General features: G+C 60.6%; 20 protein-coding genes. 16 read left to right on the top strand and 4 right to left on the bottom strand.

Translation table 11 applies throughout. The features are described 5' to 3' along the window. Positions 1-83: 83 nt before the first annotated feature. The 15 genes from QFZ88_RS07775 (at position 84) to msuE (ending at position 17,660) form a co-directional block, all read left to right on the top strand. Positions 84-2,396 (top strand): putative bifunctional diguanylate cyclase/phosphodiesterase, encoded by a 2,313-nt coding sequence (locus QFZ88_RS07775; RefSeq protein WP_024925672.1) that lies wholly within the window; start codon positions 84-86, stop codon positions 2,394-2,396. A gap of 183 nt (positions 2,397-2,579) precedes the next feature. Continuing rightward, positions 2,580-3,353 carry an N-acyl amino acid synthase FeeM domain-containing protein gene (locus tag QFZ88_RS07770; RefSeq protein ID WP_024925671.1) on the top strand — a complete coding sequence of 258 codons (774 nt, stop codon included), beginning with the start codon at positions 2,580-2,582 and terminating at the stop codon, positions 3,351-3,353. Positions 3,354-3,431: 78 nt separating this feature from the next. Next, entirely contained in the window at positions 3,432-3,581 is a 150-nt protein-coding gene (locus tag QFZ88_RS07765; protein WP_065996723.1) for a DUF3096 domain-containing protein, read from the top strand. Positions 3,582-3,761: 180 nt separating this feature from the next. Continuing rightward, complete coding sequence (locus QFZ88_RS07760; RefSeq protein ID WP_024925670.1) at positions 3,762-3,986, top strand: aa3-type cytochrome c oxidase subunit IV; 225 nt, start codon at positions 3,762-3,764, stop codon at positions 3,984-3,986. An 84-nt stretch (positions 3,987-4,070) separates the two neighbouring features. Then, on the top strand, positions 4,071-5,324 hold the full coding sequence (locus QFZ88_RS07755; protein ID WP_024925669.1) for a Re/Si-specific NAD(P)(+) transhydrogenase subunit alpha: 1,254 nt from the start codon (positions 4,071-4,073) through the stop codon (positions 5,322-5,324). Continuing rightward, complete coding sequence (locus tag QFZ88_RS07750; protein WP_036254443.1) at positions 5,324-5,746, top strand: NAD(P) transhydrogenase subunit alpha; 423 nt, start codon at positions 5,324-5,326, stop codon at positions 5,744-5,746. Before QFZ88_RS07755 ends, QFZ88_RS07750 begins: the two co-directional genes overlap by 1 nt. A gap of 1 nt (position 5,747) precedes the next feature. Beyond that, positions 5,748-7,145 (top strand): NAD(P)(+) transhydrogenase (Re/Si-specific) subunit beta, encoded by a 1,398-nt coding sequence (locus tag QFZ88_RS07745; protein ID WP_024925667.1) that lies wholly within the window; start codon positions 5,748-5,750, stop codon positions 7,143-7,145. 529 nt (positions 7,146-7,674) lie between these two features. Beyond that, positions 7,675-11,706 carry a Pls/PosA family non-ribosomal peptide synthetase gene (locus QFZ88_RS07740; RefSeq protein WP_373426401.1) on the top strand — a complete coding sequence of 1,344 codons (4,032 nt, stop codon included), beginning with the start codon at positions 7,675-7,677 and terminating at the stop codon, positions 11,704-11,706. A 130-nt stretch (positions 11,707-11,836) separates the two neighbouring features. Continuing rightward, positions 11,837-12,274 (top strand): GNAT family N-acetyltransferase, encoded by a 438-nt coding sequence (locus QFZ88_RS07735; protein ID WP_051504786.1) that lies wholly within the window; start codon positions 11,837-11,839, stop codon positions 12,272-12,274. Positions 12,275-12,318: 44 nt separating this feature from the next. After that, positions 12,319-12,924: a 4'-phosphopantetheinyl transferase family protein gene (locus QFZ88_RS07730; RefSeq protein WP_244440134.1), complete on the top strand. Its 606-nt coding sequence runs from the start codon at positions 12,319-12,321 to the stop codon at positions 12,922-12,924. A 244-nt stretch (positions 12,925-13,168) separates the two neighbouring features. Next, entirely contained in the window at positions 13,169-14,179 is a 1,011-nt protein-coding gene (locus QFZ88_RS07725) for an ABC transporter substrate-binding protein (protein WP_024925663.1), read from the top strand. A gap of 55 nt (positions 14,180-14,234) precedes the next feature. Further along, entirely contained in the window at positions 14,235-15,029 is a 795-nt protein-coding gene (locus QFZ88_RS07720; protein ID WP_024925662.1) for a taurine ABC transporter ATP-binding protein, read from the top strand. After that, positions 15,026-15,874, top strand: a complete 849-nt coding sequence (locus QFZ88_RS07715) for an ABC transporter permease subunit (RefSeq protein WP_024925661.1) — start codon at positions 15,026-15,028, stop codon at positions 15,872-15,874. The genes QFZ88_RS07720 and QFZ88_RS07715 overlap by 4 nt, the downstream gene beginning before the upstream one ends. 35 nt (positions 15,875-15,909) lie before the next feature. Then, positions 15,910-17,067, top strand: a complete 1,158-nt coding sequence (gene ssuD / locus QFZ88_RS07710; RefSeq protein ID WP_024925660.1) for an FMNH2-dependent alkanesulfonate monooxygenase — start codon at positions 15,910-15,912, stop codon at positions 17,065-17,067. A 32-nt stretch (positions 17,068-17,099) separates the two neighbouring features. Continuing rightward, on the top strand, positions 17,100-17,660 hold the full coding sequence (msuE, locus tag QFZ88_RS07705) for an FMN reductase (protein ID WP_024925659.1): 561 nt from the start codon (positions 17,100-17,102) through the stop codon (positions 17,658-17,660). A gap of 77 nt (positions 17,661-17,737) precedes the next feature. Here the strand turns inward: msuE and QFZ88_RS07700 are convergent, their stop codons facing one another. Genes QFZ88_RS07700 through QFZ88_RS07690 form a run of 3 tightly spaced genes read right to left on the bottom strand, consistent with a single transcriptional unit; the run spans position 17,738 to position 21,604 of the window. Continuing rightward, a complete protein-coding gene (locus QFZ88_RS07700; protein WP_024925658.1) occupies positions 17,738-18,706 on the bottom strand; it encodes a substrate-binding domain-containing protein in 969 nt (322 codons plus the stop codon). Then, complete coding sequence (locus QFZ88_RS07695; protein ID WP_024925657.1) at positions 18,693-20,018, bottom strand: ABC transporter permease; 1,326 nt, start codon at positions 20,016-20,018, stop codon at positions 18,693-18,695. Before QFZ88_RS07695 ends, QFZ88_RS07700 begins: the two co-directional genes overlap by 14 nt. Then, complete coding sequence (locus QFZ88_RS07690) at positions 20,015-21,604, bottom strand: sugar ABC transporter ATP-binding protein (protein ID WP_024925656.1); 1,590 nt, start codon at positions 21,602-21,604, stop codon at positions 20,015-20,017. The genes QFZ88_RS07695 and QFZ88_RS07690 overlap by 4 nt, the downstream gene beginning before the upstream one ends. Before the next feature lie 220 nt (positions 21,605-21,824). Here QFZ88_RS07690 and QFZ88_RS07685 point away from each other — a divergent pair, with 220 nt between their 5' ends. Then, on the top strand, positions 21,825-22,865 hold the full coding sequence (locus QFZ88_RS07685) for a LacI family DNA-binding transcriptional regulator (RefSeq protein ID WP_024925655.1): 1,041 nt from the start codon (positions 21,825-21,827) through the stop codon (positions 22,863-22,865). Positions 22,866-22,917: 52 nt separating this feature from the next. On the opposite strand, the gene QFZ88_RS07680 is transcribed toward QFZ88_RS07685, so the two are convergent. After that, on the bottom strand, positions 22,918-23,496 hold the full coding sequence (locus QFZ88_RS07680) for a DUF1349 domain-containing protein (RefSeq protein ID WP_024925654.1): 579 nt from the start codon (positions 23,494-23,496) through the stop codon (positions 22,918-22,920). Positions 23,497-23,612 lie beyond the last annotated feature (116 nt).

Genomic DNA, 23,612 nt, shown 5'->3' with positions numbered 1-23,612 from the left:
GGAAACGTCTCTAATTTTAGTCTTTCTAAGCCTTTCTTAAGGCGGCTGTGTCAGGAGTTAGGTCCCGAGCACGGGAACCAGACGTGACAATCACGCGAACGAAAGAACTGCCAGACGACGTCTACGTCCCCTTCGTGGAAACCCTTTTTCGCGACGGGTTCACGTTGGCCATCGGCATTTCCGCGCAATCCGTGCTGATTTCGCTGGTTTGGGCGAAAACCGGCAACATAGCTTATTTCGCGGTGGTGCTTTGTCTTTTGGCTGTCGGCTTCGTGCGCGTGGTCAACATGCGCAACTATTCGGCCTTGCCCGTAGCTAAAACGCGTGAAGAAGCACGGCAGCGAGAAAACAGGTACATCACCTACGGTGCCTTGCATGGAGCCACGCTCGGTCTCTTCAGTCTCGTAGCTATCTATACCGCTGAAGATAGTTTCTCCGAGACTGCGGCAGTCTGCATTTCACTGGCGACAGCGACCGGTATCGCAGGGCGCAACTACGGTTCGCCCCGGATGGTCATTATCCTGATCATCACGCTGACCTGCCCAATGTCCCTTGGCTTTCTTTTGCGGGGCGATTTCTACCACATCGCTTTGGGTCTGCTCTCTGCGCCGTTCTTGTTGGCGATTCATCGGTATGCGGACACTGTCCGTGACGTTCTCTTTACCGCGATCTCCGCTGAAAAACGGGCTAATCGGATTGCCGGCCGCTTCAACCGCGCTCTAAACACGATGTCGCACGGCCTGGTCATGCTCGATCCTGACGGCAAGGTGATTGTCGCCAACGCCGAAGCCGCGCACCTGATGTCACTCAACTCGGCAGATCAGCTGCTCGGCAGGTCGATCCATTCGCTGCTGATGCGCGGCGTTGCCGGTGGTCTGCTGGCAGCCAAGGACTGCCGTTATGTCGAGGCGCAATTGACACGCGCCCTGCGCGAAGGTCGGGACCGCAAGGTGCTGGTGTCGTTGACCAATGGCCAGCACTACGAATTTTCGGCACGCGAAGGCTCCCAGGAACTTGGTGTCATCACCTTCGAGGATGTCACTCAACGTGTGTCGGCCGAGGAACGTATCCGTTTCATGGCACGCTACGACAGCCTCACCGGATTGATGAACCGCGCCTATTTTCACGAACTGGTCAGCGAGGCGATGTCGGGTGGCGACCGCAGCCGACTGTGTGGGCTGGTTGTCATCGATCTCGATGATTTCAAGAGCATCAACGACACGCTCGGTCACCCGGTTGGCGACGGGCTGATCTATGCGGCAGCGGAACGCTTGTCCGCCTTTGCGGCTCCCGGTGTCACGATCAGCCGCTTCGGTGGCGACGAGTTCATGTTGTTCTTCGACCGGGTCGAGGATGAAAGCTATCTGTCCGGTTTGATGGAGCACATCTTCTCGGGTCTTCAAGGTGAAGTGGATGTGGCTGGCCACGCGCTACGGATTCAGGCCAGCGCCGGCGCGGTGCTATCCAGGGTCGACAGCACGACTGTCGACGAGATGATCGTCAAGGCGGATCTCGCGCTCTACAAGGCCAAGGAACTCGGCAAGAATGGCTGGCGGCTCTTTGAAGCCTCCATGGATGCTGCCTTCCGCAATCGGCAATTGATGAAGGCCGATTTGCGTTCCGCGGTCGAGGCCAGCGCGCTGCGTATTGTCTACCAGCCCATCGTTGCCATGGAGACGATGCGCATCGTCAGCTGCGAGGCGCTCTGCCGATGGGATCATCCCGACCTCGGCCCGATCTCTCCGGCAATCTTCATTCCGCTCGCCGAGGAGATGGGGATCATCTCGCAGATCAGCGAATTGGTGCTGAAGGCGGCTTGCGCCGAATGCGCCAAATGGCCAGAGCAGATTTCGGTTTCGGTCAATCTTTCGGCGAAGGATTTTCGCGACAACGATGTCCTCGATAAGGTACGCAGAGCCCTTGCCGCCGCAAACCTGACGTCAAGTCGGCTGGAGATCGAGGTAACCGAAACGGCCCTTCTCGACGACAAGGCGCAAACGCGCGAGCTGATCGAAGAAATCAAGAAGCTGGGCGTGCGCATCGCCTTGGACGATTTTGGCACCGGTTACTCCAGCCTGAGCTATCTGCACAAACTGCCGCTGGACAAGGTCAAGATCGATCGCTCCTTCCTTATGGATGTGGCCCAAAGTCCGCGTTCGCTGGAATTGCTCAAGGGCATCGTCAACGTTTCGCGCTCACTTGGGCTTAGCGTTACGATCGAAGGGGTTGAGACCTTCGAGCAACTGAAAATCCTGTCTCAGCAGGTCGAACCTGACCTTGTACAAGGTTTTCTTTTTGGCTCTGCGCTCAGCGCTTCGGGGATCGAGACTATGTCGAGCACGATCTGGCCCTTTGTTGACGAGATGCAAACGGCCCCACGCGCTGTCAAACGCTAAGCCCCTTCAACGAGGGAGGGCGATTCCCGTTTGGCGCTACCGACAATGGAAGGGCTCTGATACATATTCGCCGGGGAGGGCGTTAACCTTAACAATCGGTAAATGAGATCGAGTGCTTTTTGACCTTTACATGCAGACGCCGTTGCATACCCTCCCCATCGCGGTGGAGTACGGGGTAAAGTGATGGGTACGCTGAGTGAACCGGGCAAGGATGCCGGGCTGGCACGAACTGTTGTGCCTGAAGGACCTAGTCTGAGCGACAAGGTCTTCGCGCTTCTCAACAAATCCGAGTACCGCCGTTGCGACAAGGGCGAAGACCTCGAAGACATCTATCGTCTGCGCTACAAGGCTTATCGCTCCAACGATATGATCCCCGACAACATCGCTCATATCATCAGTGATGATTTGGACGAGACCACGAATGTTTATCGCTTCGGAGTCTATGTCGAACAGCGCCTCGTAAGCACGATGCGCATCCATCACGTTACGCAGCAGACCCCGATATCTCCGTCGACAAAGGCCTTTGGCGATATTGTTTTCCCTATGCTTGAAGCCGGGGACACCTTCGTTTGCATGAGCAGATTTGCGTCGGACCCGGATTGGACGCGTGTTTATCCGCAGCTTGCTTACGTGACGCTGCGACTGGCGGGCATGGCCTGTTTCTACTTCGAGGCACCTTACGGTCTTTCGACCGTGCGCGAGGATCACGCGGGCTTCTATAAGCGCGTCTATTATTCGGAACAGATCAGCGAGCCGCGTTCCTACCCAGGTGTGTTCAACCGAGTTGTTCTGTTCCGCACGAATGCATATGCGAATCGCGACCGCTATTATGCGCGATTTCCGTTCTTTCGTTCGACCGCCGCTGAACGGCGCATGCTGTTCGAGAAGCAACGGCCCGGCGAACTGGCACCATTGACCATCTTGCCGACCGCAAAATATTTTCGCGACGCGGCCTGACGGAGCCGCCAAGACGGCGCCTTGACGCGATTCTAACGACGAAGCGGATTCTTCGTTGCCACTTGGGAGGAGCCGGGGATGACCATGTCCACCATCACCTTGACGCCGCTGATTTCGCTGATCGCCGGTGTGCTGATCCTGATCATGCCCAGGCTGTTGAACTATATCGTGGCGTTCTATCTGATCGTCGCCGGTCTGCTCGGTCTGTTCCCGCATCTGGCCGGCTGATAATCCGGACGATTGCCAGCGCTTTTGGACGACAATCGATCCGACCTTTGCGAGTTGATCGGAAGCTGGCTTTCAAGATTATCTTGACGCAGTTGGCGCTGGTTGTGCGGCAACTGCGCCATTGCCCTTGGCGGCGCTTTTCGCTATGTGCGCTTGAGATGTTTCCGGAGGGGAATTCTAATGGCCGATCACTCGCCGACTGGTCCTGTCGAACTGGGCGCCCAGATGGACTATGCCGAACATGAGCGCACCTATGCGGGATTTATCGCGCTCGCCAAATATGGCTCGCTTTTCTGCGTCGCGCTGCTGATCGCCATGGCCTTCGGTTTTTTTGCCGGCGGGTTCTTCTCAGGCTCGGTGCTGTTCGTGATCGTCCTGGCGATCGGCGGCTTTATTCTCCGATAATACCTTCCCATCCTGTGTGGGGCGGCACCGGCCGCTAGGCCGGCGCTCTGTAGGAAACTGAGTTCCAGCCGAAAGGATCATGCGGTGGGACAAGTCGTATTCATACCTCGCGAGATTGATGCGAACGAGGGGCGCGTTGCTGCGTCTCCCGATACGGTAAAACGCATAACCGGCCTGGGTTTTGATGTTGTCGTCGAAGCGGGAGCCGGAAACGCCTCGCGCATCCCAGACGCTGATTTCGCCAAGGCAGGTGCCACCATCGGCAAGGCCACCGACGTCGCCAAGGCTGACGTGGTTCTGAAGGTTCGTCGTCCAATCGAGGCCGAACTCAAGGCCTACAAAAAGGGCGCCACCGTCATCGCCATCATGGACCCCTACGGCAACGATGCCGGGGTCGCCGCCCTCGCTAAGGCTGGCGTGACATCCTTTGCCATGGAATTCATGCCGCGCATCACCCGTGCCCAGGTGATGGACGTGTTGTCGTCGCAGGCGAACCTTGCCGGCTACCAGGCGGTGATCGACGGTGCCGGCGAATATGACCGGGCACTGCCGATGATGATGACAGCCGCCGGAACAGTGCCGGCGGCAAAGGTGTTCATCATGGGGGTTGGCGTTGCCGGCCTCCAGGCCATCGCCACCGCGCGCCGCCTTGGTGCCGTCGTCACCGCCACCGATGTGCGGCCGGCAGTGAAGGAGCAGGTCCAGTCGCTTGGCGCGAAGTTCATCGCTGTCGAGGACGAAGAGTTCAAACAGGCCGAGACCGCTGGCGGCTACGCCAAGGAAATGTCGAAGGAATATCAGGCCAAGCAAGCGGCGCTGACAGCCGAGCATATCGCCAAGCAGGACATCGTCATCACCACGGCGCTGATCCCGGGCCGTCCGGCGCCGAAGCTGGTTTCGGCTGAAATGGTGGCGTCGATGCGACCTGGCTCGGTTCTGATCGATCTTGCGGTGGAGCGCGGCGGCAATGTCGCCGGTGCCGAGGCCGGCAAGATCGTCACCACCGGCAATGGGGTCAAGATCGTCGGCCATCTCAACGTGGCCGGTCGCGTCGCGGCGTCCGCTTCGTTGCTTTATGCCAAGAACCTGTTCGCCTTCCTCGAGACGCTGGTCGACAAGTCCTCGAAGCAGATCGCCATCAATCGCGAAGACGAACTGGTTAAGGCAACGCTGCTGACCGACGACGGCAAGGTTGTGCATCCGAACTTCGCCAAGGTTGACCAGAAGCCTCAAGTCGAACCAGCTGCCATCCCTGCCTCGACCATGGTCGCTGATGCATCGCCCAAACCTGCCGCGAAAAAGAAATCCGCCGCGGCTAAGTCGAAGGGGACCGCCTGATGGAAGCCTTGCAGAAAGCCCTCGATCAGCTTGACCAGGCTAGTGCCGCCGTTCGCCTGGCCCTCAAGGAGGCAGCCAACGCACCGGGTACCGCCGACGCGGTCGGCGGCGCCGCACATGCGCTGTCGGGCGGCGCGATCGATCCGTTCGTGTTCCGCTTTGCCATCTTCGTACTCGCCATCTTCGTTGGCTATTACGTTGTCTGGTCGGTGACGCCGGCGCTGCACACGCCGTTGATGGCGGTCACCAACGCGATTTCCTCGGTTATCGTGGTTGGCGCGCTTCTGGCCGTCGGTGTCTCCGCCGCGGGTGCCGCCACCGGCTTCGGCTTCATCGCCCTGGTGCTGGTCTCGGTCAACATCTTCGGCGGGTTCCTTGTCACCCAGCGCATGCTGGCGATGTACAAGAAGAAGGACAAGTGACGTGAACATCAATCTCGCCTCTTTCCTCTATCTGGTCTCCGGCATCCTGTTCATCCTGGCGCTGCGCGGCCTTTCGCACCCGACCACCAGCCGCAAGGGCAACCTCTACGGCATGATCGGCATGGCGATCGCCATTGTCACCACCTTGCTTTTGGCCAAGCCGTCCTTCGGCGGTTTCGCGCTCATCGTGCTCGGCCTCGCGATCGGCGGCAGCGTCGGCGCCTATACGGCGCGGCGGATTGCTATGACCTCGATGCCGCAGCTGGTCGCGGCCTTCCACTCGCTGGTGGGTATGGCTGCCGTGATGGTGGCTGCCGCCGCCATGTATGCGCCGGCCTCTTTCGGCATTGGCGAAGCTGGCGCGATCCACGCGCAGGCGCTGGTGGAAATGAGCCTCGGCGTCGCCATCGGCGCCATTACCTTCACCGGTTCGGTCATCGCCTTCCTGAAGCTCGACGGACGCATGTCGGGCAAGCCGATCATGCTGCCGTCGCGCCACCTGATCAACGCGGCACTTGGCATCGGCCTGGTCGTTTTGATCGTTCTGCTCGTCGCCACCCAGTCGACCACCATTTTCTGGCTGATCGTCATCGCTTCGCTGGCGTTGGGTGTACTGCTCATCATCCCGATCGGCGGCGCGGACATGCCTGTCGTGGTGTCGATGCTCAATTCCTATTCGGGCTGGGCGGCAGCCGCTCTCGGCTTCACGCTGGGCAATCTGGCGCTGATCATCACCGGTGCGCTGGTCGGTTCTTCCGGTGCGATCCTGTCCTACATCATGTGCAAGGGCATGAACCGCTCGTTCATCTCGGTCATTCTCGGCGGCTTTGGCGGCGAGACGGCCGCCGTTGCCGATGACGGCGTCCAGCGCACGGTCAAGACGGGTGCCGCCGACGATGCGGCGTACCTCATGATGAACGCCCAGAAAGTCATCATCGTGCCGGGCTACGGCATGGCGGTGGCGCAGGCCCAGCATGCGCTGCGCGAAATGGCCGACAAGTTGAAGGCCAACGGCGTCGAGGTGAAGTACGCCATTCACCCGGTCGCCGGACGTATGCCCGGGCACATGAACGTGCTGCTCGCTGAAGCAAATGTACCTTACGACGAGGTGTTCGAACTGGAGGATATCAACTCCGAGTTCGCGCAGGCCGACGTCGCCTATGTCATCGGTGCCAACGATGTCACCAACCCGTCGGCGCGTGACGACAAGAGCTCGCCGATCTACGGCATGCCGATCCTTGACGTCGACAAGGCCCGCACCTGCCTGTTCGTCAAACGCTCCTTGGGTTCCGGTTATGCAGGCATCGACAACACGCTGTTCTACAAGGACGGTACCATGATGCTGCTCGGCGACGCCAAGAAGATGACCGAGGAAATCGTCAAGGCAATGGACCATTGAGCATGGCCGCGCTCGCGGGCCAGCGTTGAGGACAAAGAAAAAAGCCCGGCACGTGCCGGGCTTTTTCTTTTTTGCGAAACTGGCTCGCTTGCGCACTGAGCGTCATCAGTCCGTGGTTGCGGAAATCTGGCCTGTCTTTGTATTTGATGATGGGGCCAGGGCCGGGGATCGCCTTCTCGTGAAGGGGGCGCCAGCACGTCGACGACCGCGCATTTGCCCGATTTCTTCGCCCTTGAAGACGGGCAAATCGGAAGTGCAGCAACTGTCGCCCGAAAATGCGGCCTTTTCTTCTGCGAAAGCTTTGGTTATTGGACCTGCACGAAGGAGAGGTCATTCGTAGCGGCGCACAGTCGGCCGACAGACCATGCTTGCCGGAAAGGCAACAGGCCCTTTGCGCGATATGCGCTCAGCCACGCTCGACCCACGACGAAAGAGAACGGAAATGGACCACGGTGTTGACGACGCCGAGCTCGACCGAGACAAAGCTCAGGGTTCGGCCGAAAAGTCGAAAACGGCGCCAGGCTCCCGAATGGCCGGGCGTCCCCAGATATTGACGGGTGCCGACTTCGCACAAGCCGGGCAACCGGGCGAACGGCTCGACATATTCTTCGAGCAACTTGCCGGGAAGTTCGCCACTTCGCCTGCTGTTATCTCGGATGGACGCGTCTGGACATATCGGGAACTGGACAAACGCGCAAATCAGTTCGCCCGTTTGCTCGTCGATCGGGGTGTGAAGCCGGGTGACCGGGTGGGTCTCCTGCTCGACCGCTCCGCGGAAACCTATGTCGCATTGCTGGCCGTAATGAAGGCCGGCGCGGCCTTCGTTCCGCTCGCCACTGCTTTCCCCGAAGAGCGGATGACGCTCATCATCGACGATGCGAGCGTGAAGCTGATCGTCACGATCGCGGCCTATTCCTCCCGGGCTGAGGGGTTGCCCGTGCCGTATGTCCTGGTCGATGGTCCGTCGGCCGAAATCGGGAAGAAGTCCGACAAGCCGCTGTCGCGGAAAGGGGCCACACCCGCTTCCGACGAAACCTGCTACATCCTCTACACGTCAGGCACGACCGGCCGCCCGAAGGGTGTGGTCGTCAATCACCAAAGCATCTGCAACTTCGTGCGTGTGGCCGCAGCATCCTATGGATATCGGCCGAGCGATCGCGTCTACCAGGGCATGACGATCGCCTTCGACTTCTCCACTGAGGAGATTTGGGTTCCGTTCGCGGCAGGCGCGACGGTCGTGCCGGCTCCGGGCCAGCTTACCCTTGTGGGCGAGGAGCTCGCCGATTTCCTCAGGGACAACAAGGTCACCTGCATGGCCTGCAGTCCAACCCTGCTGTCCTCGATCGAGAGCGATGTGCCCAGCTTGCGGGCGCTACTGGTCGGCGGCGAGGCTTGTCCTCACAATCTCGTCGTGCGCTGGTCGAAGCCGGGCCGACAGATCCTCAACACCTACGGCCCGACCGAGGCCACCGTTACGGCGACGATGGGCTTGCTCACGCCGGACAAGCCGGTGACGATCGGTGCACCGTTGCCCACCTATTCCGTCGTCATCGTCGACCCGACGGAAGCTGCGTTGACCAAGCCTGGTGAACTGGGCGAGATCGGTCTTGCCGGCATCGGGCTTGCCGTCGGTTATCTCAACCGGCCGGATCTGACCGAGCAGAAATTCATCCCCGACTTCGTTGGGCTGCCGAACAACCCTTCCAAGCGCATCTACCGCACCGGTGACCTTGGCCGCATCAACGATGACGGCGAGATCGAGTATAACGGGCGCATCGATACCCAGGTGAAAATCCGCGGATACCGTATCGAGCTCGGAGAGATCGAGGCCGTTCTGCTGGACCAGCCCGCCATTGCGCAGGCTGCGGTGACAACCTGGGAAATCGAACCCGGTCGCGTGGAATTGGTTGCCTACTACGCGCCCAAGACAGGGCTGCCGCCGATCTCGCGCGGTGACGTTGCCCGCGAACTGAAACGGCGTCTGCCCGACTACATGGTGCCTTCCTATCTGGAAGAGCTGCCAGCCATTCCGATGACGGTCTCAAACAAGGCGGATCTACGTCAGCTGCCAAAGCCGACAAATGTCCGGCTGACGGCGGATCGGGCGATCGTGCAACCGGGTAACGAGGACGAACGTTTTCTGGCTGCGGCGCTCTCCGATGTCTTGAATCTCAGCGAAGCCTCCGCCGGGGACAATTTCTTCGTATCGGCCGACGACAATTTCTTCGACGATCTCGGCGCCAATTCCTTGCTGATGGCGCGCTTCTGCGCCCGCGTCCGCACCAAGCCGGAATGGGCAACGGCATCGATGCGGGACATCTACCTGTACCCGACCGTTGCAAGCCTCGCGCAGCATTTGCGCATTCCCGAAGAGACGACGATAGCCACCGATGAGCGTGTTCTCACGCACCAGGCATCGAACTTCGCGTACTGGACCTGCGGCGCGGCTCAGCTACTGTTCTACGGCCTCTACAGCTATTTTAGCCTGTGGGCGTTCAACCTCGGTCTCAATTGGGTCTATGACAAGCTCGATGAGCCGTTCCAGCTGTATCTACGCTGCGTGCTGCTCTCGGGCGGTGTCTTCTTCGGCATGTCGGGTTTCGCCATCGTTGCCAAGTGGTTGCTGGTGGGACGCTGGAAAGCGGAAGCCTTTCCGATCTGGGGCCTGCGCTATTACCGGTTCTGGGTCATCCAGACCTTGATCCGCACGGCCCCGGTCGTTCTTTTCCGCGGCAACCCGCTGTACTCCATCTATCTGCGCCTTCTCGGCGCCAGGCTTGGGGAAAACACCGTCATCGAATGCCGCACCGTGCCCGTGTGTACGGACCTCATATCGATCGGCGACAACACGATCCTGCGCAAGGAATCGATGATCCTCGGCTACCGGGCGCAGTCCGGCTACATTCACACCGGACCGCTGACCATCGGCAAGGACGCCTTCGTGGGTGTCGGCAGCACCATGGATATCGACACCAGGATCGGGGATGGTGCCCAGCTCGGCCATGCGTCCTCGTTGCAGCGCGGACAGAGCATCCCGGACGGCGAACGCTGGCATGGGTCGCCGGCGGTGCCGACCGAGGCGAATTATTGCAAGGTCCGCAACGTCGATGCGTCCAACTATCGACGCATCCTGTTCGAAGCGGCTCAGCTCGTCGGGCTGTTCATGATCGTCACGCCGCTGCCGCTGCTCTTCCATGCCTACTGGCAGAATGTCAGCGACGACTATCAGGAGACGATTGGCATCGTCGCCATCGGCACCACGGTCACGCTGTTCGGCTACCTCGCGGTCGCCTTGCTGGCCGCGACGCTGCTGCCGCGCTTGATCCGCCTGATTTTGAAGCCGGGTCGTACCTACACGCTCTACGGGTTCCGGTACTGGCTTCAGACGGTGGTCGAGTTGTTCAGCAATGCACGCTTGCTGAATCTGCTGTTCGGCGACAGCTCGGCGATCGTGTATTACATGCGCGCCATTGGCTGGAAGCTCAACAAGGTGGTTCAGACCGGCTCCAACTTCGGTAGCAACCAGCAGCATGAGAATCCGCTCCTGTGTGAGATCGGCACCCAGACCATGGTGTCGGACGGGCTTTTCATGATCAACATGCACAAGTCCGCCTCCGCCTTCCGGCTCGACCACACACGGCTCGGCGAACGCAACTATCTGGGCAACAATATCTACTATCCGCCAGACGGACGGACCGGAAACAACTGCCTGCTCGGCACGAAGGTGATGGTGCCGATCGACGGACCGGTGCGCGAGAATGTCGGCCTGCTGGGTTCGCCTTCCTTCGAAATCCCGCGCATGGTCAACCGTGACAAGGAGTTGATCGCGGGCATCAACGAGGACGAGCGCCTGCGTCGTCTCAAATCCAAGAATGTCTACAATGCGGTGACGGCGCTTCTCTTCCTGTTCGCGCAATGGGCGATGTTGTTCGTGACGCTGGTGATCTGGGACCGCGCGCTGAACTATTACACCGACTGGGCGGAAATGGCGCTCTTTGTAGCGGTGCTGCTGACCTCGGCGATCACCATTCCGTTCTACGTCCTGTTGGAGCGGGCCAGCCTCGGCTTCGGCAAGCTGAAGCCTCGGATGACGACGATCTACGACGTCAGCTTCTGGCACCACGAGCGTCATTGGAAACTGTCGGATTCGCCGATAACGCGCCTGTTTGGCGGCACGCCGTTCCGGCCGATGATCATGCGCATGTTGGGCGTCAAGGTGGGTCGCAGGGTGTATGATGGCGGCAGCAACCTGACCGAGCGCTCGCTGGTCGAAATCGGCGATGATGCGACCCTCAACGAAGGCTGCGTCATCCAGGCCCATTCGCTGGAAGAGGGTGCCTTCAAGTCGGATTACATCCGGATCGGCAAGGGCTGCACGCTGGGACCGGCGGCGTTCATCCACTATGGCGTGGTGATGGGCGACGGGTCGGTCGTCGATGTCGATTCCTTCGTGATGAAGGGTGAAGTGCTGGAGCCCAATTCGATATGGCGGGGCAACCCAGCCAAGCTCCAACGCTTCGTCACGCCCGTTACGCGCGATGAGATCAAGACGGCCGCTTGAACGCCGGATCGACCACGAAAGGCGGTAGCCCGCTTGTCGTGGTCGAGGCGTCCGCGACATTCAGGCTGACGGCGGAGGCGATGTGTTGACGACGCATGTTCAGAAGGCTGCGCAGGTTCATCTCGTGCCGGTGACCGAGGCTAATCGGGCCCAGGTCACCGCGTTGGAGCTCGCACACGACCAGTTGGATTTCGTCGCCAGCAACACCGAGTCCCTCGAGGAGGCCGATCTGGACGAAGACGCCCGGCCACGCGTGGTGATGGCTGGTGATGGCGTTGTCGGCTTCCTGATGTATGAGGCGCCGCAGGATGATGACGAGGCGCGCATCTACCGCTTCATGATCGACCGTCAACATCAAGGCAGGGGCTATGGCAGAGCCGCGCTGCTGCAGGTTCTGGACGAAATTGCGCAGCTCGGCCATATCAGGCATATCTCGATTTGCTACGCGCCTGACAATGAAGGTGCACGGCACCTCTACCGCTCCGCCGGCTTCGTGGAAGAAGGCCTTGACGAGGACGGCGAAATGATCGCCGATCTCGTTGTGCCGTCGCCGACGGACGATCGTTGACGCGGCCGCCACCCATTCCCGCACGCTCCGCCGAGGAAGTCTCGTTGCTTGAAGCAATGGCCGCCATCGCGCCGCCTGGCGTCGGCGTCGGCTGCCGATCGATCCGCGACGGCGATGAGGCCCATCTCTTGCCCGAGGAGGCCGGTTCCATCCCGGCGCGCCGCCCGGCCATGCGCCGTGCCAGCGGCGCCGCGCGTTGGATCGCACACAGTCTGTTGTCGAATATCGGCATCAACGATTTCCCGGTCTTGCGCTCACCTTCCGGCGCTCCAGTCTGGCCTGACGGCATCTCCGGCTCGCTCGCCCATGACGATGAGATGGCGGTCGCTGCGGTTGCGTCGATTACCGACGTCGGCTCCCTGGGCATCGATGTCGAGCCTGCCATCGCGCTACCGGACGAGATCGCCGCGCTCGTCGCAACAAGCATAGACGTTGTCGGGGCAGTGGATCGGCAACTCGCCGGCCGCATCCTGTTTGCGGCCAAGGAAGCGGTCTACAAGGCGGTCTATCCGCTTGATCACGAAATCCTGGATTATGGGGATATCGCGATAGACCTGAGTGCGAGTAGGGCGACGACGACCACCGGACGTCGTGCAACGCTCGCATACTGCCTTGCTCCCCGCATCGTCGTGCTGGCGTTCGTTCGCTGAAAAAAAGCTCTGGTTCGGAAGACGCTCGCGATGCGGCTGAGATGCTGTGCCCGGCGCGGACGTCCGCCTCTCGAATGAATCGCGTTGTTTCGTCTCGATGCGATTAGACAGATCGTTCCGAACTCGGACGATATTCGCAAAAAGCTTTCTAAACTAATTCTACAAATTCAGTAGCGTTTAAGCCGATCAGCGACGTGCGCTGATGGTTCGGGGAACAAACCTCGATCAGCAAAGGGGTAAACGCATGCGCAAACTGTTCACCGCCGCTCTCGCGGGTCTCTCCATCGGCGCTCTCATCTCGTCGGCCTTTGCCGCTGACGAAAAGAAGGTGGTCATCGCTTATCAGACCGGCTCGGTGCCGTATTTCGTCGGTATCGCCAATGGCGAGATCGCCAAGAGGACCGGTTGGAACATCGAATTTCGCCGGTTCAATTCGGGCGCGGATATCTTTGCCGCCATTGCTTCCGGCGCTGTCCAGATCGGCGATGTCGGTTCCAGCCCGTATTCCGCGGCGGTTTCCAAGGGGCTGGACGTCAAAGCCTTCTACATCTCTTCGGTATCGCGCGACGGCGAGGCGCTGGTGGTGAGGCCGGAGATCAAGACGCCATCCGATCTCAAGGGCAAGAAGCTGGCCGCCGCACCGGTTTCGACCGACCATTATCAGCTGCTTGCCGTGCTCAAGCAGGAAGGCATTTCGGAAAAGGAAGCACAGGTCATCGCCATTCCGCAGCCTGAAATCGTGGCGGCCTGGAAACGCGGTGACATTGACGGTGCGTTCGTGTGGGATCCGGCGCTGTCGGAATTGAAGAAGAACGGCAAGGTGCTTCTGACGGCGGGGCAGGTGGCTGACCGCGGCGCGCCGACCTTCAGCGCCCTGGTGGCGACCGGCGAGTTCGCCAAGCAGCATCCCGAATTCCTGACGCAATATGTGCAGCAGGTGGATGGCTATTTTGTCTCCTTCGCCAAGGACAAGGCGGCCTGGGGTCCGGAATCGGAGAACGCGAAGCTCATTGCCGGGCTGCAGGGCGGAACACCGGCCGAGAATGCGGAGCGGCTGAAATCCACTGTGGTGCCGCCTTTGCAGGAACAGCTTTCCGACAAATGGCTGGGCGGCGGCGAAAAGAGCGGGGTCGCGAAAATCCTCAAAGATACGGCGAACTTCCTCAAGGAACAGCGCAAGATCACCGCCGTCAAGGACAGCTACGCTGCCTTCGTCGACCCGCGATACGCGGAAGCCGCCAAGGTTTCCAATTGACAAAAGCCAGAGCGATACGGGCCGGTTGAGGCCCGTATCGCCCGGAGGTTTCGATATGCTCCGCATCCGCGATGCCAGTGTCACCTTTCCAGCTTCCGACGGCAGCAGCGTTCACGCGCTCGACCGTGTCTCGCTGGATATTGCCCCGGATTCCATCGTTGTTGCCGTAGGGGCATCGGGGTGCGGTAAGTCCACATTGCTCAATGCCGTCGCCGGTTTCCTGCCGCTCACCGAGGGGTCGATTACCCTGGATGGGGAGCCTGTCGACCGCCCTGGCGGCGACCGCGGCGTCGTTTTTCAGAAGGATACGCTGCTGCCCTGGGCCAGTGTCATCGACAATGTCGCGCTCGGGCTGAAGTTCCGCGGTGTCGCCAGAAAGCAACGCCGCCAACAGGCGCAGGAATTGCTGGATCTGGTCGGGTTGTCCGAGTTTGGCGACAAACCGCCCTACGAACTTTCCGGCGGCATGCGCCAGCGTGTCGGTTTGGCACGGGCATTGGCCACCGATCCCAAGATTCTCTTGATGGACGAGCCGTTCGGCGCGCTGGACAGCCTGACACGCGAGACGATGCAGCAGTTGCTGGCGTCGGTGTGGGCGCGCACCGGCAAGCAGATCCTCTTCATCACCCATTCCATCGAAGAAGCACTGACGCTTGGCACCACCGTGGTGGTGATGTCGCCGAGGCCTGGCCGCATCGTCGCCCGCTTTGACGCGGATTTCGCGCGCGAATTCGCCGAGACCGGCGATATTGGTCCGATCCTGTCCGACCCGCGCTTCATCGAACTGCGCGAGGAAATCCGCGCTTTGATCCACCGTCCGGCAGCATCCGGCAAGGGAGTTCTGCAATGACGCTTGCCGCCGATCCGCGCACCGTATTCGCCCATGTTCAGCCGGCGCCGAAGCCGCACCGCTCGCGACCGATTGTTGGCACCACCACCACCTTGCTCATCAGCAGCATCACGCTGGTCGCGCTGATCGCGCTGTGGTTCGTCGCGACGCAATTCGGCTGGGCTTCGCCGCTGTTCCTACCTTCGCCTGCGGAAGTGCTGGCGCAGTTCCACGCGGTTGCCCAGGACGGCTATGCCGACGGCACGCTGCTGGAGCACACGCTGGCCAGCCTTGGCCGCATCCTGGCCGCTCTTGCCGTCGGTGTCGGTCTTGGTGTTCCGATCGGTCTTTTGATGGGGCTCAATCGTTGGGCCAAAGGCGTGCTTTCGGTGCCGATCGGCCTCTATTGGGGTCTGCCGCCGCTGGCGTACTTGCCCCTGCTGATCATCTGGCTGGGCATCGGCGAAACCTCGAAGATCGTGCTTTTGTCGCTCTCCACCTTCGCACCGATCTGCTTTTCGGCGCAAGCCGGAGTGCGTTCCGTGCCGGCCGAGCGCATCAACGCGGCGCTGTCGTTGGGCGCAAGCCGGCTGCAATTGTTCTTCAACATCATCTTGCCTTCGGCACTGCCCGAGATTTTGACCGGCCTGCGCATCGGCATCGCCGCCGGCCTGTCGACATTGGTGGCGGCCGAGCTGATCGCGGCACGATCCGGCCTTGGCTACATGATCATGTCGGCCGCGAACTTCCTGTCCACCGACGTCGTCTTCGTCGGCCTCATCATCATCGCGGTTCTTGCCTTTGCCTTCGCCACCGGCATGCGCTGGCTGGAGCGGCGGCTGGTGCCCTGGAAGGGCAAGCTCTGACCGTTTTCGAACAACGACCGCAGAAGGAAAATCCCATGTCCGATCCGAAGCGTCCGCTCGATCTCTACTGGTACCTGCCCACCCATGGCGACGGGCCGTATCTCGGCACCGACGAGCGCCACAGGCCGGCCACGTTCGGTTATTTGCGGGAGATCGCCCAGGCGGCGGATCGGCTGGGCTTCAAGGGCGTACTCTTGCCGACCGGCACGCGCTGCGAAGACGCCTGGATCACGGCGGCGGCGCTCATCCCGCAGACGGAAAGGCTGCGTTTCCTGGTTGCACTGCGCCCCGGCAGCGGCACGCCGGCCCTGTTTGCCCGCCATGCCGCCACGCTCGACCGCATTTCCAACGGCCGCGTGCTGCTGAATGTCGTTACCGGCGCCGATCCGAGCGACCTTGCCGGCGATGGCATCAAGCTCAACCACGGTGAACGCTACGCGCAGACGGACGAGTTCCTCTCGATCTGGCGAAGCATCTTGTCGGGCGAAGAGGTGGATTTCGAGGGCCAATATCTCTCGGCGCGTGGGTCCGACATTTCTTTCCCGCCGGTACAGCGGCCTTATCCGCCATTGTGGTTCGGCGGCTCGTCGGATGCCGGCATCGCGATCGCCGCCAAACATGTCGACGTTTATCTGAGCTGGGGTGAACCCGTCGAACAACTTGTCGAAAAGATCGAGCAGGTGCGCAAGGCCGCCGCGAAGGAAGGTCGAAACATCCGTTTTGGATTGCGCATCCATCTGATCGTGCGGGAAACCGAAGAAGAGGCATGGGCCGCCGCCGACCGGCTGATCAGCCATGTCTCCGATGAGGTGATCGCCGAAGCGCAGAACAACTTCGTCAATGTGTCGGAATCGGTCGGCCAGAAACGCATGGCCGCGCTGCATCAGGGCCGTCGCGACAAGCTGGTTGTCGGCCCCAATCTGTGGGCCGGGCTGGGGCTTGTGCGGGGCGGTGCGGGCACAGCGCTGGTCGGCAGTCCCGACAATGTCGCGGCGCGCATTCGCGAATACCAGGACATCGGCATCGAAACCATCATTGCATCGGCCTATCCGCATCTCGAGGAGGTCTACAACGTCGCCGAATTGCTGTTCCCGAAACTTGACCTTGCCAGCGCGTCGTCGCCGGCGCTGCGCGGTTGGGACGTCGAGTTTGGTCGTGGTGTGCGTCCGCGCGTTGCCGCATCAGCTTCCTGAGAGACCGAGCATCGAGAAAAGGGAGTTCGCCCGTGGCCAACACCAGCATTGTCGGCTTTTCCGGCAACATCACACGCCCGTCCAAGACCTTCGGCTTCGTCGACCATGTCGTGTCACAGATCGGACGCCGCAACCGGCTGTCTGCCGCGAGCTGGGACATCGAAGATCTGGGGGCGTCCTTCGCCACGGCGCGGCGGGCGTCCGATCTGGGGGATCAGGCAGGGACAATTCTGCGCGCCGTTGCGGAAGCCGATCTGCTGGTCGTCGGTTCACCAACCTACAAGGGCAGCTATACCGGGCTGTTCAAACATTTCTTCGATCTGCTCGATCCGACGGCACTGCGCGGCAAACCCGTGCTCTTGACCGCGACAGGCGGCGGCGACCGCCATGCGCTGATCGTCGAACACCAGCTTCGGCCACTGTTCGGGTTCTTCGAGGCTTATTCCCTGCCGACGGCCATCTATGCGACGGAGCGCGATTTCGCCGATGGCCAACCGGCATCGGAGGCCTTCGCGCGCCGTATCGACCAGGCACTCGACGAAGCCGGAGCGGCTCTCAGATCGCGTATTGGATTCGCCGTCGCTGCCGAATGATGCCGGCGGCATGGGCGTTTACGATGAGGCAGCGACCGAAATTTTGATGTCGGCCGCTGCCTGCAGCAATTGTGAAATTAGAGGCCGTTGTCCTTCAGGATCTGCGGCGCGTTTTCCTTGGTGATCTTCAAGGTCGGCAGGATAACGGTCTTTTCGACCTTCTCGCCGGCGAGATATTTCAACGCCTGGCGCAACCCCTCCGCTCCAGGCGTTGCGTAGAGGAAAGTCGCCGTCAGTTCACCCTTGTTGACGAGCTGCACGCCTTCATTGGGCAAGGCGTCGATGCCTATGAATTTGATGTCCTTGTCGCGACCGACATCCTTGGCGGCGAGATAGGCGCCATAGGCCATCGGATCGTTGTGGCCGTAGACCAGGTCGATCTTCTCGTTGTTGCGCAGTGCGGTCGCCATGATGTTGTAGGCCTGGTCCTGCTTCCAGTCGCCCGACTGCTTGTCGAGCAGATATTTGATGCCCGGTTCCTTGTCGGTGAATTCATGGAAGCCATCGTGACGGTCATGCGCCGGCTCGGTACCCATGCCGCCCCATATCTCGACGACATTGCCGGCTGCCTTGCCTTTGCCGCCCAGAAGTTCGACCGCATATTCACCGGCGGCGCGGCCGATCAACTTGTTGTCGCCGCCCACGAACTGGATGAAATCCTTCGTGTCGACGTTGCGGTCGAGCACGAAGACGGGGATTTTGGCATCGATTGCCTTCTGGACGACGCCGGTAAGACCGGCGGATTCCTTCGGTGAAATGAGCAGCGCGTCGACCTGCTGACGGATGAGGTTTTCGACATCCGCGACCTGCTTTTCGGTCTTGTCTTCGCCGTCGGTGATGATGAGATTGACGTTCGGGTGTTTGGCGGCTTCAGCAAGGATGTCCTTGTTGAACTGCGCCCGCCACGGCTCGATCGTGGTGACCTGGCTGAAGCCGATGGTCCACTTTTTGTCTTGTGCGAACGCGCTTTGACCCGGGACGAGCGCTGTCGTGGCGACAAGTGCTGTTGTCAGGGCCACCAGTCCAAGAAATTCACGGCGTTTCATTTGCGTTTCCTCCGATTGTTCGAGACTTGGTCTCTTTGATCGCCCGCTCATCAACGGACGTTGGCGTGTGCGCCGATCGCTTCCGCGAAAGTCGCATATGGGCGAAAAGATCAGCGGCGTTGCGCTCCTGGACCAGCACCGTGCCGATGATGATCAGGCCTTTGAGCACAAGCTGCAGGTTCGAATTGATGTTGTGCAGCTGCAGGATGTTGGACAGCAGCCCGAAGATCAGCACGCCGCACAAGGTCCCCGCGAGGCTGCCGCGCCCGCCCATCAGACTGGTGCCGCCAATGACGACGGCGGCGATCGCATCGAGTTCCAGCCCCGCACCCGCATCCGGTTTGCCCTGGCGGTATTGCGCCACATAGAGCACGGCGGCGATGCCGGCGAGCAGGCCCGAAATGGCATAGGTGGCGATCTTCACGCGACCGGCGGCGATACCCGAAAGCCGCGCGGCTTCCTCGTTGCCGCCGATCGCATAGACATAGCGGCCAAAGGGCGTGAAGCGCAGCACGGCGCCATAAATGACGATGGCGCCAAGGAAGAACAGGCCGGGCATGGGAATGATGCCGAAGGCGAGCGAGCGCAGGATTTCGAAATCCTCGGTGGCGTTGGAACCGGTATAGACGGGCAGCACCGCATTGTTCTGTCCTGCGGTGAGGCGGGCGATGCCCAGGGCCGTTACCATCATCGCAAGCGTGACGATGAAGGGCTGCAGTCGGCCACCAACGATGATCAGGCCGTTGAGCGCTCCGAACAGCAATCCGACGCAGGGTGCCACGATGAGAACGCCGAGCACGCCGAACTTCGTGTCGACTTGCGGCAGAAGAAACCAGAGCGTGAGGGCACACAGCAGGATGCCGACCACGGCCGGCAAAACGACACCACGCATCTTATCAAGATGTGGCATGCGGTGGAGTGTGACCCCGTTCGCCGACTTGGCGAAGTTGGCGAACAGGAAACGCGTGGTGGCAACGCCAATCAGCAGCGCAACCAGGCCGACCGCGGGTATGCCCATGAGGGCAGCCGGCGTGGCACCAGGCATTGTGAGCAGCATCGCCGTCACCACGGAGCAGATAGCCATCAGCGAACCGACCGAAAGATCGATGCCGCCGGTGATGATGACCGCCGTCATGCCCGTGGCAATGAGGCCGGTCGTGGAAACCTGTCTCAGCACATCGAGCAGATTGCCGTAGGACAGGAAGATGTTGGTGCCCTTGGAAGTGACCGGCGAGCCCAGAACGCCAATCAAAAAAATGGCGATCAGCCCCCAGTAGAGCTTTGTACGCGACACAAGTCTCAACGCATTCATGCTGCCGTCCGTCCGTTTGCGCGCCGGGGCGCAGCCAACTGCATGATCCGCTCCTCACTGGCTTGATGGCGTTGAAGCATGCCGGTCTGACGGCCCTCGGCCATCACCAGGATGCGGTCCGAAAGGTGCAGCAGTTCCGGCATCTCGGAACTGACCACCACAATGGCTAGCCCCTGATCAGCCAATCGGAAGATGAGATCGTAGATGTCGCGTTTGGCGCCGATGTCGATGCCGCGCGTTGGCTCGTCCAACAGCAGAATGCGTGGCTTGGTCGCCAGCCATTTGCCGATCACCACCTTCTGCTGATTGCCGCCTGAAAGGGTGTTGGCGACCTGGTCGATATCGCTGCAGCGGATTCCCAATGTCTTGACCGCTTCGTCGGCCAGCGCTTTCTCGCCGGCAACGGAGCGCAAGCCAAAACGGGAAAGGGCGTCGACGAGCGGAAGCGCGACATTGTCGGCGATGGAGGCCTTGAGATAGAGGCCCTCCGCCTTGCGGTCCTCGGTGACGAGGGCGATGCCAAGATGGCGGGCATCGCGGGGCGAGCGAATGTCGATGCCTTTTCCATCCAGCCTGATCTCGCCGCTAACCCGCCCTTGAGCACTGCCGAAGATCGATTGCAGGATTTCCGTTCGACCGGAACCGAGCAAGCCGCCGATGCCCAATATTTCGCCGCGTCCGAGATCGAAGTCGATATCCGACAAAACCGTCCGCCATCCGTTTCGGTCCGGCTTGTCTAGGCGAAGGTTCCTCACCGTCAGGATCGGCGTGTCGTAATGGGCATTGCGCGCGGTTGTCGAAGGATCGAGCAAGGTGCGGCCGACCATGGCGGCAATGAGCGCGTTTTCGTCCAGTCGATCCATCGAGCGTGTCAGAACGTGACGCCCGTCCCGGAAGACGGTGGTGCGGTCGGCCAGATGCATGACCTCATCGATGCGGTGCGAGATGTAGACGATCGCGACGCCTTGCGAGGCCAATTGGCGGACGATGCGGAACAGCCTTTGGCATTCAGCCGGCGACAAGGCGGACGTCGGTTCGTCCATGATGAGGATGCGTGCCGACTTGGACAGCGCCTTGGCGATCTCGACCAGCTGTTGTTCACCGACGCGCAATCTGCCGACACGCGCCTCGGGATCGAGTTCGATGCCAAGCGAGGCGAGGAGATCTCGGGCTGCCGAGAAACTCGCCTTGCGGTTGACGATCAGCCCACCGATCAGCTTTTCGCGGCCGAGGAAGATATTTTCGGCGACGCTCAGTTCGGGAACGAGGTTGAGTTCCTGGTGAATAATGGCGATGCCGGCATCCTCGGCGTCGCGTACGCCGGAAAACCGGACTGGTTGCGTGGCAACCGAAATCGTTCCCTCGTAATCCGTGTAGACGCCGGAGAGGATTTTCATCAGCGTCGACTTGCCGGCGCCGTTCTCGCCCATCAGGGCATGGATCTCGCCGCGTCTGAGGTCGAAACTCACATCGCTGAGCGCCGCGATGCCGCCGAAGGCCTTCGAAATGTTGTCGGCAGCAAGAATAGGTTGCCCCGGCGAGGGGGCACCATGATCCGGCGAAGTCGCAAATTCACGAGTGGCCATGACAGAAACGGCCTCCCTACCGCGCTGCCAGTCATGCGAAAAAGCTAATCTAAACGTTTCGATAGAGTCAAGATTGACGATCGTCCCTCCAGCCCATGTTTTTTTGATTCTTGCAAAAAACAAGGGAATTCCATAGGTGTTACGTCGACGTACACGCTGAAACGTTTAGAAGATGACCGAGCTAAAGGCGAGAAAGCATCGAAAAACCGGCGCTCCTACCATGTTGCACGTGGCGGAAGCAGCGCGTGTTTCCGTGGCGACCGTTTCGGCCTACATCAACGGCACGACGACCGTCAGCCAGGAGCTCAGCGCCCGCATCGAGCAGGCGATCCGCGAGATCGGCTATAAGCGTAATGCCATCGCGCGCAGTCTCAAGGTCGGCACGACCCGCACAGTCGGTCTCACCGTACCGCACATTACCAACCCCTTTTTCACCGACGTCGTTTCGGTCATCCAGCAGGCCTTCGACCGGGCAGGCTATGCGGTGATGTTGTGCTGCACTGATGAAGACCTGAACAACCAGGACGACCAGATCCGGCTTCTCCTCGACCGTATGGTCGACGGTCTCATCGTGGCCCGCGTGGGCGACAGCGCTTTCCTCAAGGAAACGGTCGAACGCGCCAACGTGCCGGTCGTTCTGCTCGATCGCGAATGCGAGAATGTCGACACCGACAGGGTCGTGCTCGACAATCATCAGGCCGTGTTCGAGGCGATCACCTACCTCGTCGATCTGGGCCACAAGCGTATCGGCTACATAACCGGCTCATTCGACATCTCGCCGATGCGCGACCGCATGGCCGGTTATCGCGCGGCGCTGCTCGCCGCCGGGCTGACATTCGACCAGAGCCTTGTCCGCTCCGGTGATCTGCATGAGGCCGACGGCTACACCGCCGCCATGCAACTGCTTTCCCTGCACGAACGCCCGACCGCGATCTTCTCCGCAAACAACCCGATGGTCGTCGGAGCCATGAAGGCGATCCGCGACATCGGCTTGTCCTGTCCGGAAGACATTTCGATCATCTGCTTCGACGATTTCCCATGGGCCGATGTGTTCCATCCTCAATTGACCACGATCGCGCAGCCGGTGCAGGCCATCGGCGAGCAGGCTGCCATGCTTCTGCTTGACCGCTTGAACGGCAATCGCGATGCGCCGTCGCGCCGCCTCGTTCTCAAAGGGCGCCTGATGGTGCGAAATTCCTGCCGGCCCTTGTCGGCAACAACTGGGGCGGCCACGCCAAAGATCGCCACCTCGCTGGTTTGACCGAACGACAGCTGGTGTTTTGCGTCGGCGGGAAGAGGGGATTCGTCTGCTGCTACTCCGGAGCGTGGAGGTCGCGTGCGATCGCCTCGCCAACGACTAACTGCGAAAATGATACGGTGAAACCCGGCCCTTGAGGCGAGCAGGCCGTGACGCCGATTTCAGCCCGCGTGGCCGAGAACGGGCATAGCCGCGCCATCTGCCAAGCCATTGCACCCACGGCATATTGCACGCGCACGGCATCGTCATGCCGCGTCAGCCGGATGCGGACCGGATCGCTCGGTCGAGCCGATGGCAGCGGTATCACGGACCAGTCCGAAACATCACGGGTGACGACAACGGAGAAATGCATCATTCCGTCGGTGTATTCGATCCCGGCCTTGATCCAATTTCGTTCGTCGAGCCGGAAAAAGAGACCAGCTTGGTCATAGAGTTCGGAATAGTCGCCAAGGACTGTCACTTCGGCTGTGAAATCGCCTTCGACCGGCCGCAGGTAGGCATGGCCGCTATCGCGGATGAAACCATAGAAGGTCTTGCGCCAGAAATCCGTATCGGCGTCCGTTTTAAGTTTTAGTCCCAGCGCATGACCAGACCAGGATTTGGGCTCGTTGAACCAGGAAAATTGCGATGCCATTCACGAAGACCGTTTGCTCGAGCGAAGACTTTGACGGCCCTTAATGTGATCAGGCGCCGATTTTTGTCAAAGCCGCATCGTGGCGGAAACGGTCAAGGCGGAGCGGAACATCGCAT

This window comes from Mesorhizobium sp. YL-MeA3-2017 (assembly GCF_030814575.1).
Classification (GTDB): domain Bacteria; phylum Pseudomonadota; class Alphaproteobacteria; order Rhizobiales; family Rhizobiaceae; genus Mesorhizobium; species Mesorhizobium terrae.
Note: the sequence above shows the minus strand (reverse complement) of the source record. Positions and strands in the feature narration are given on the sequence as shown.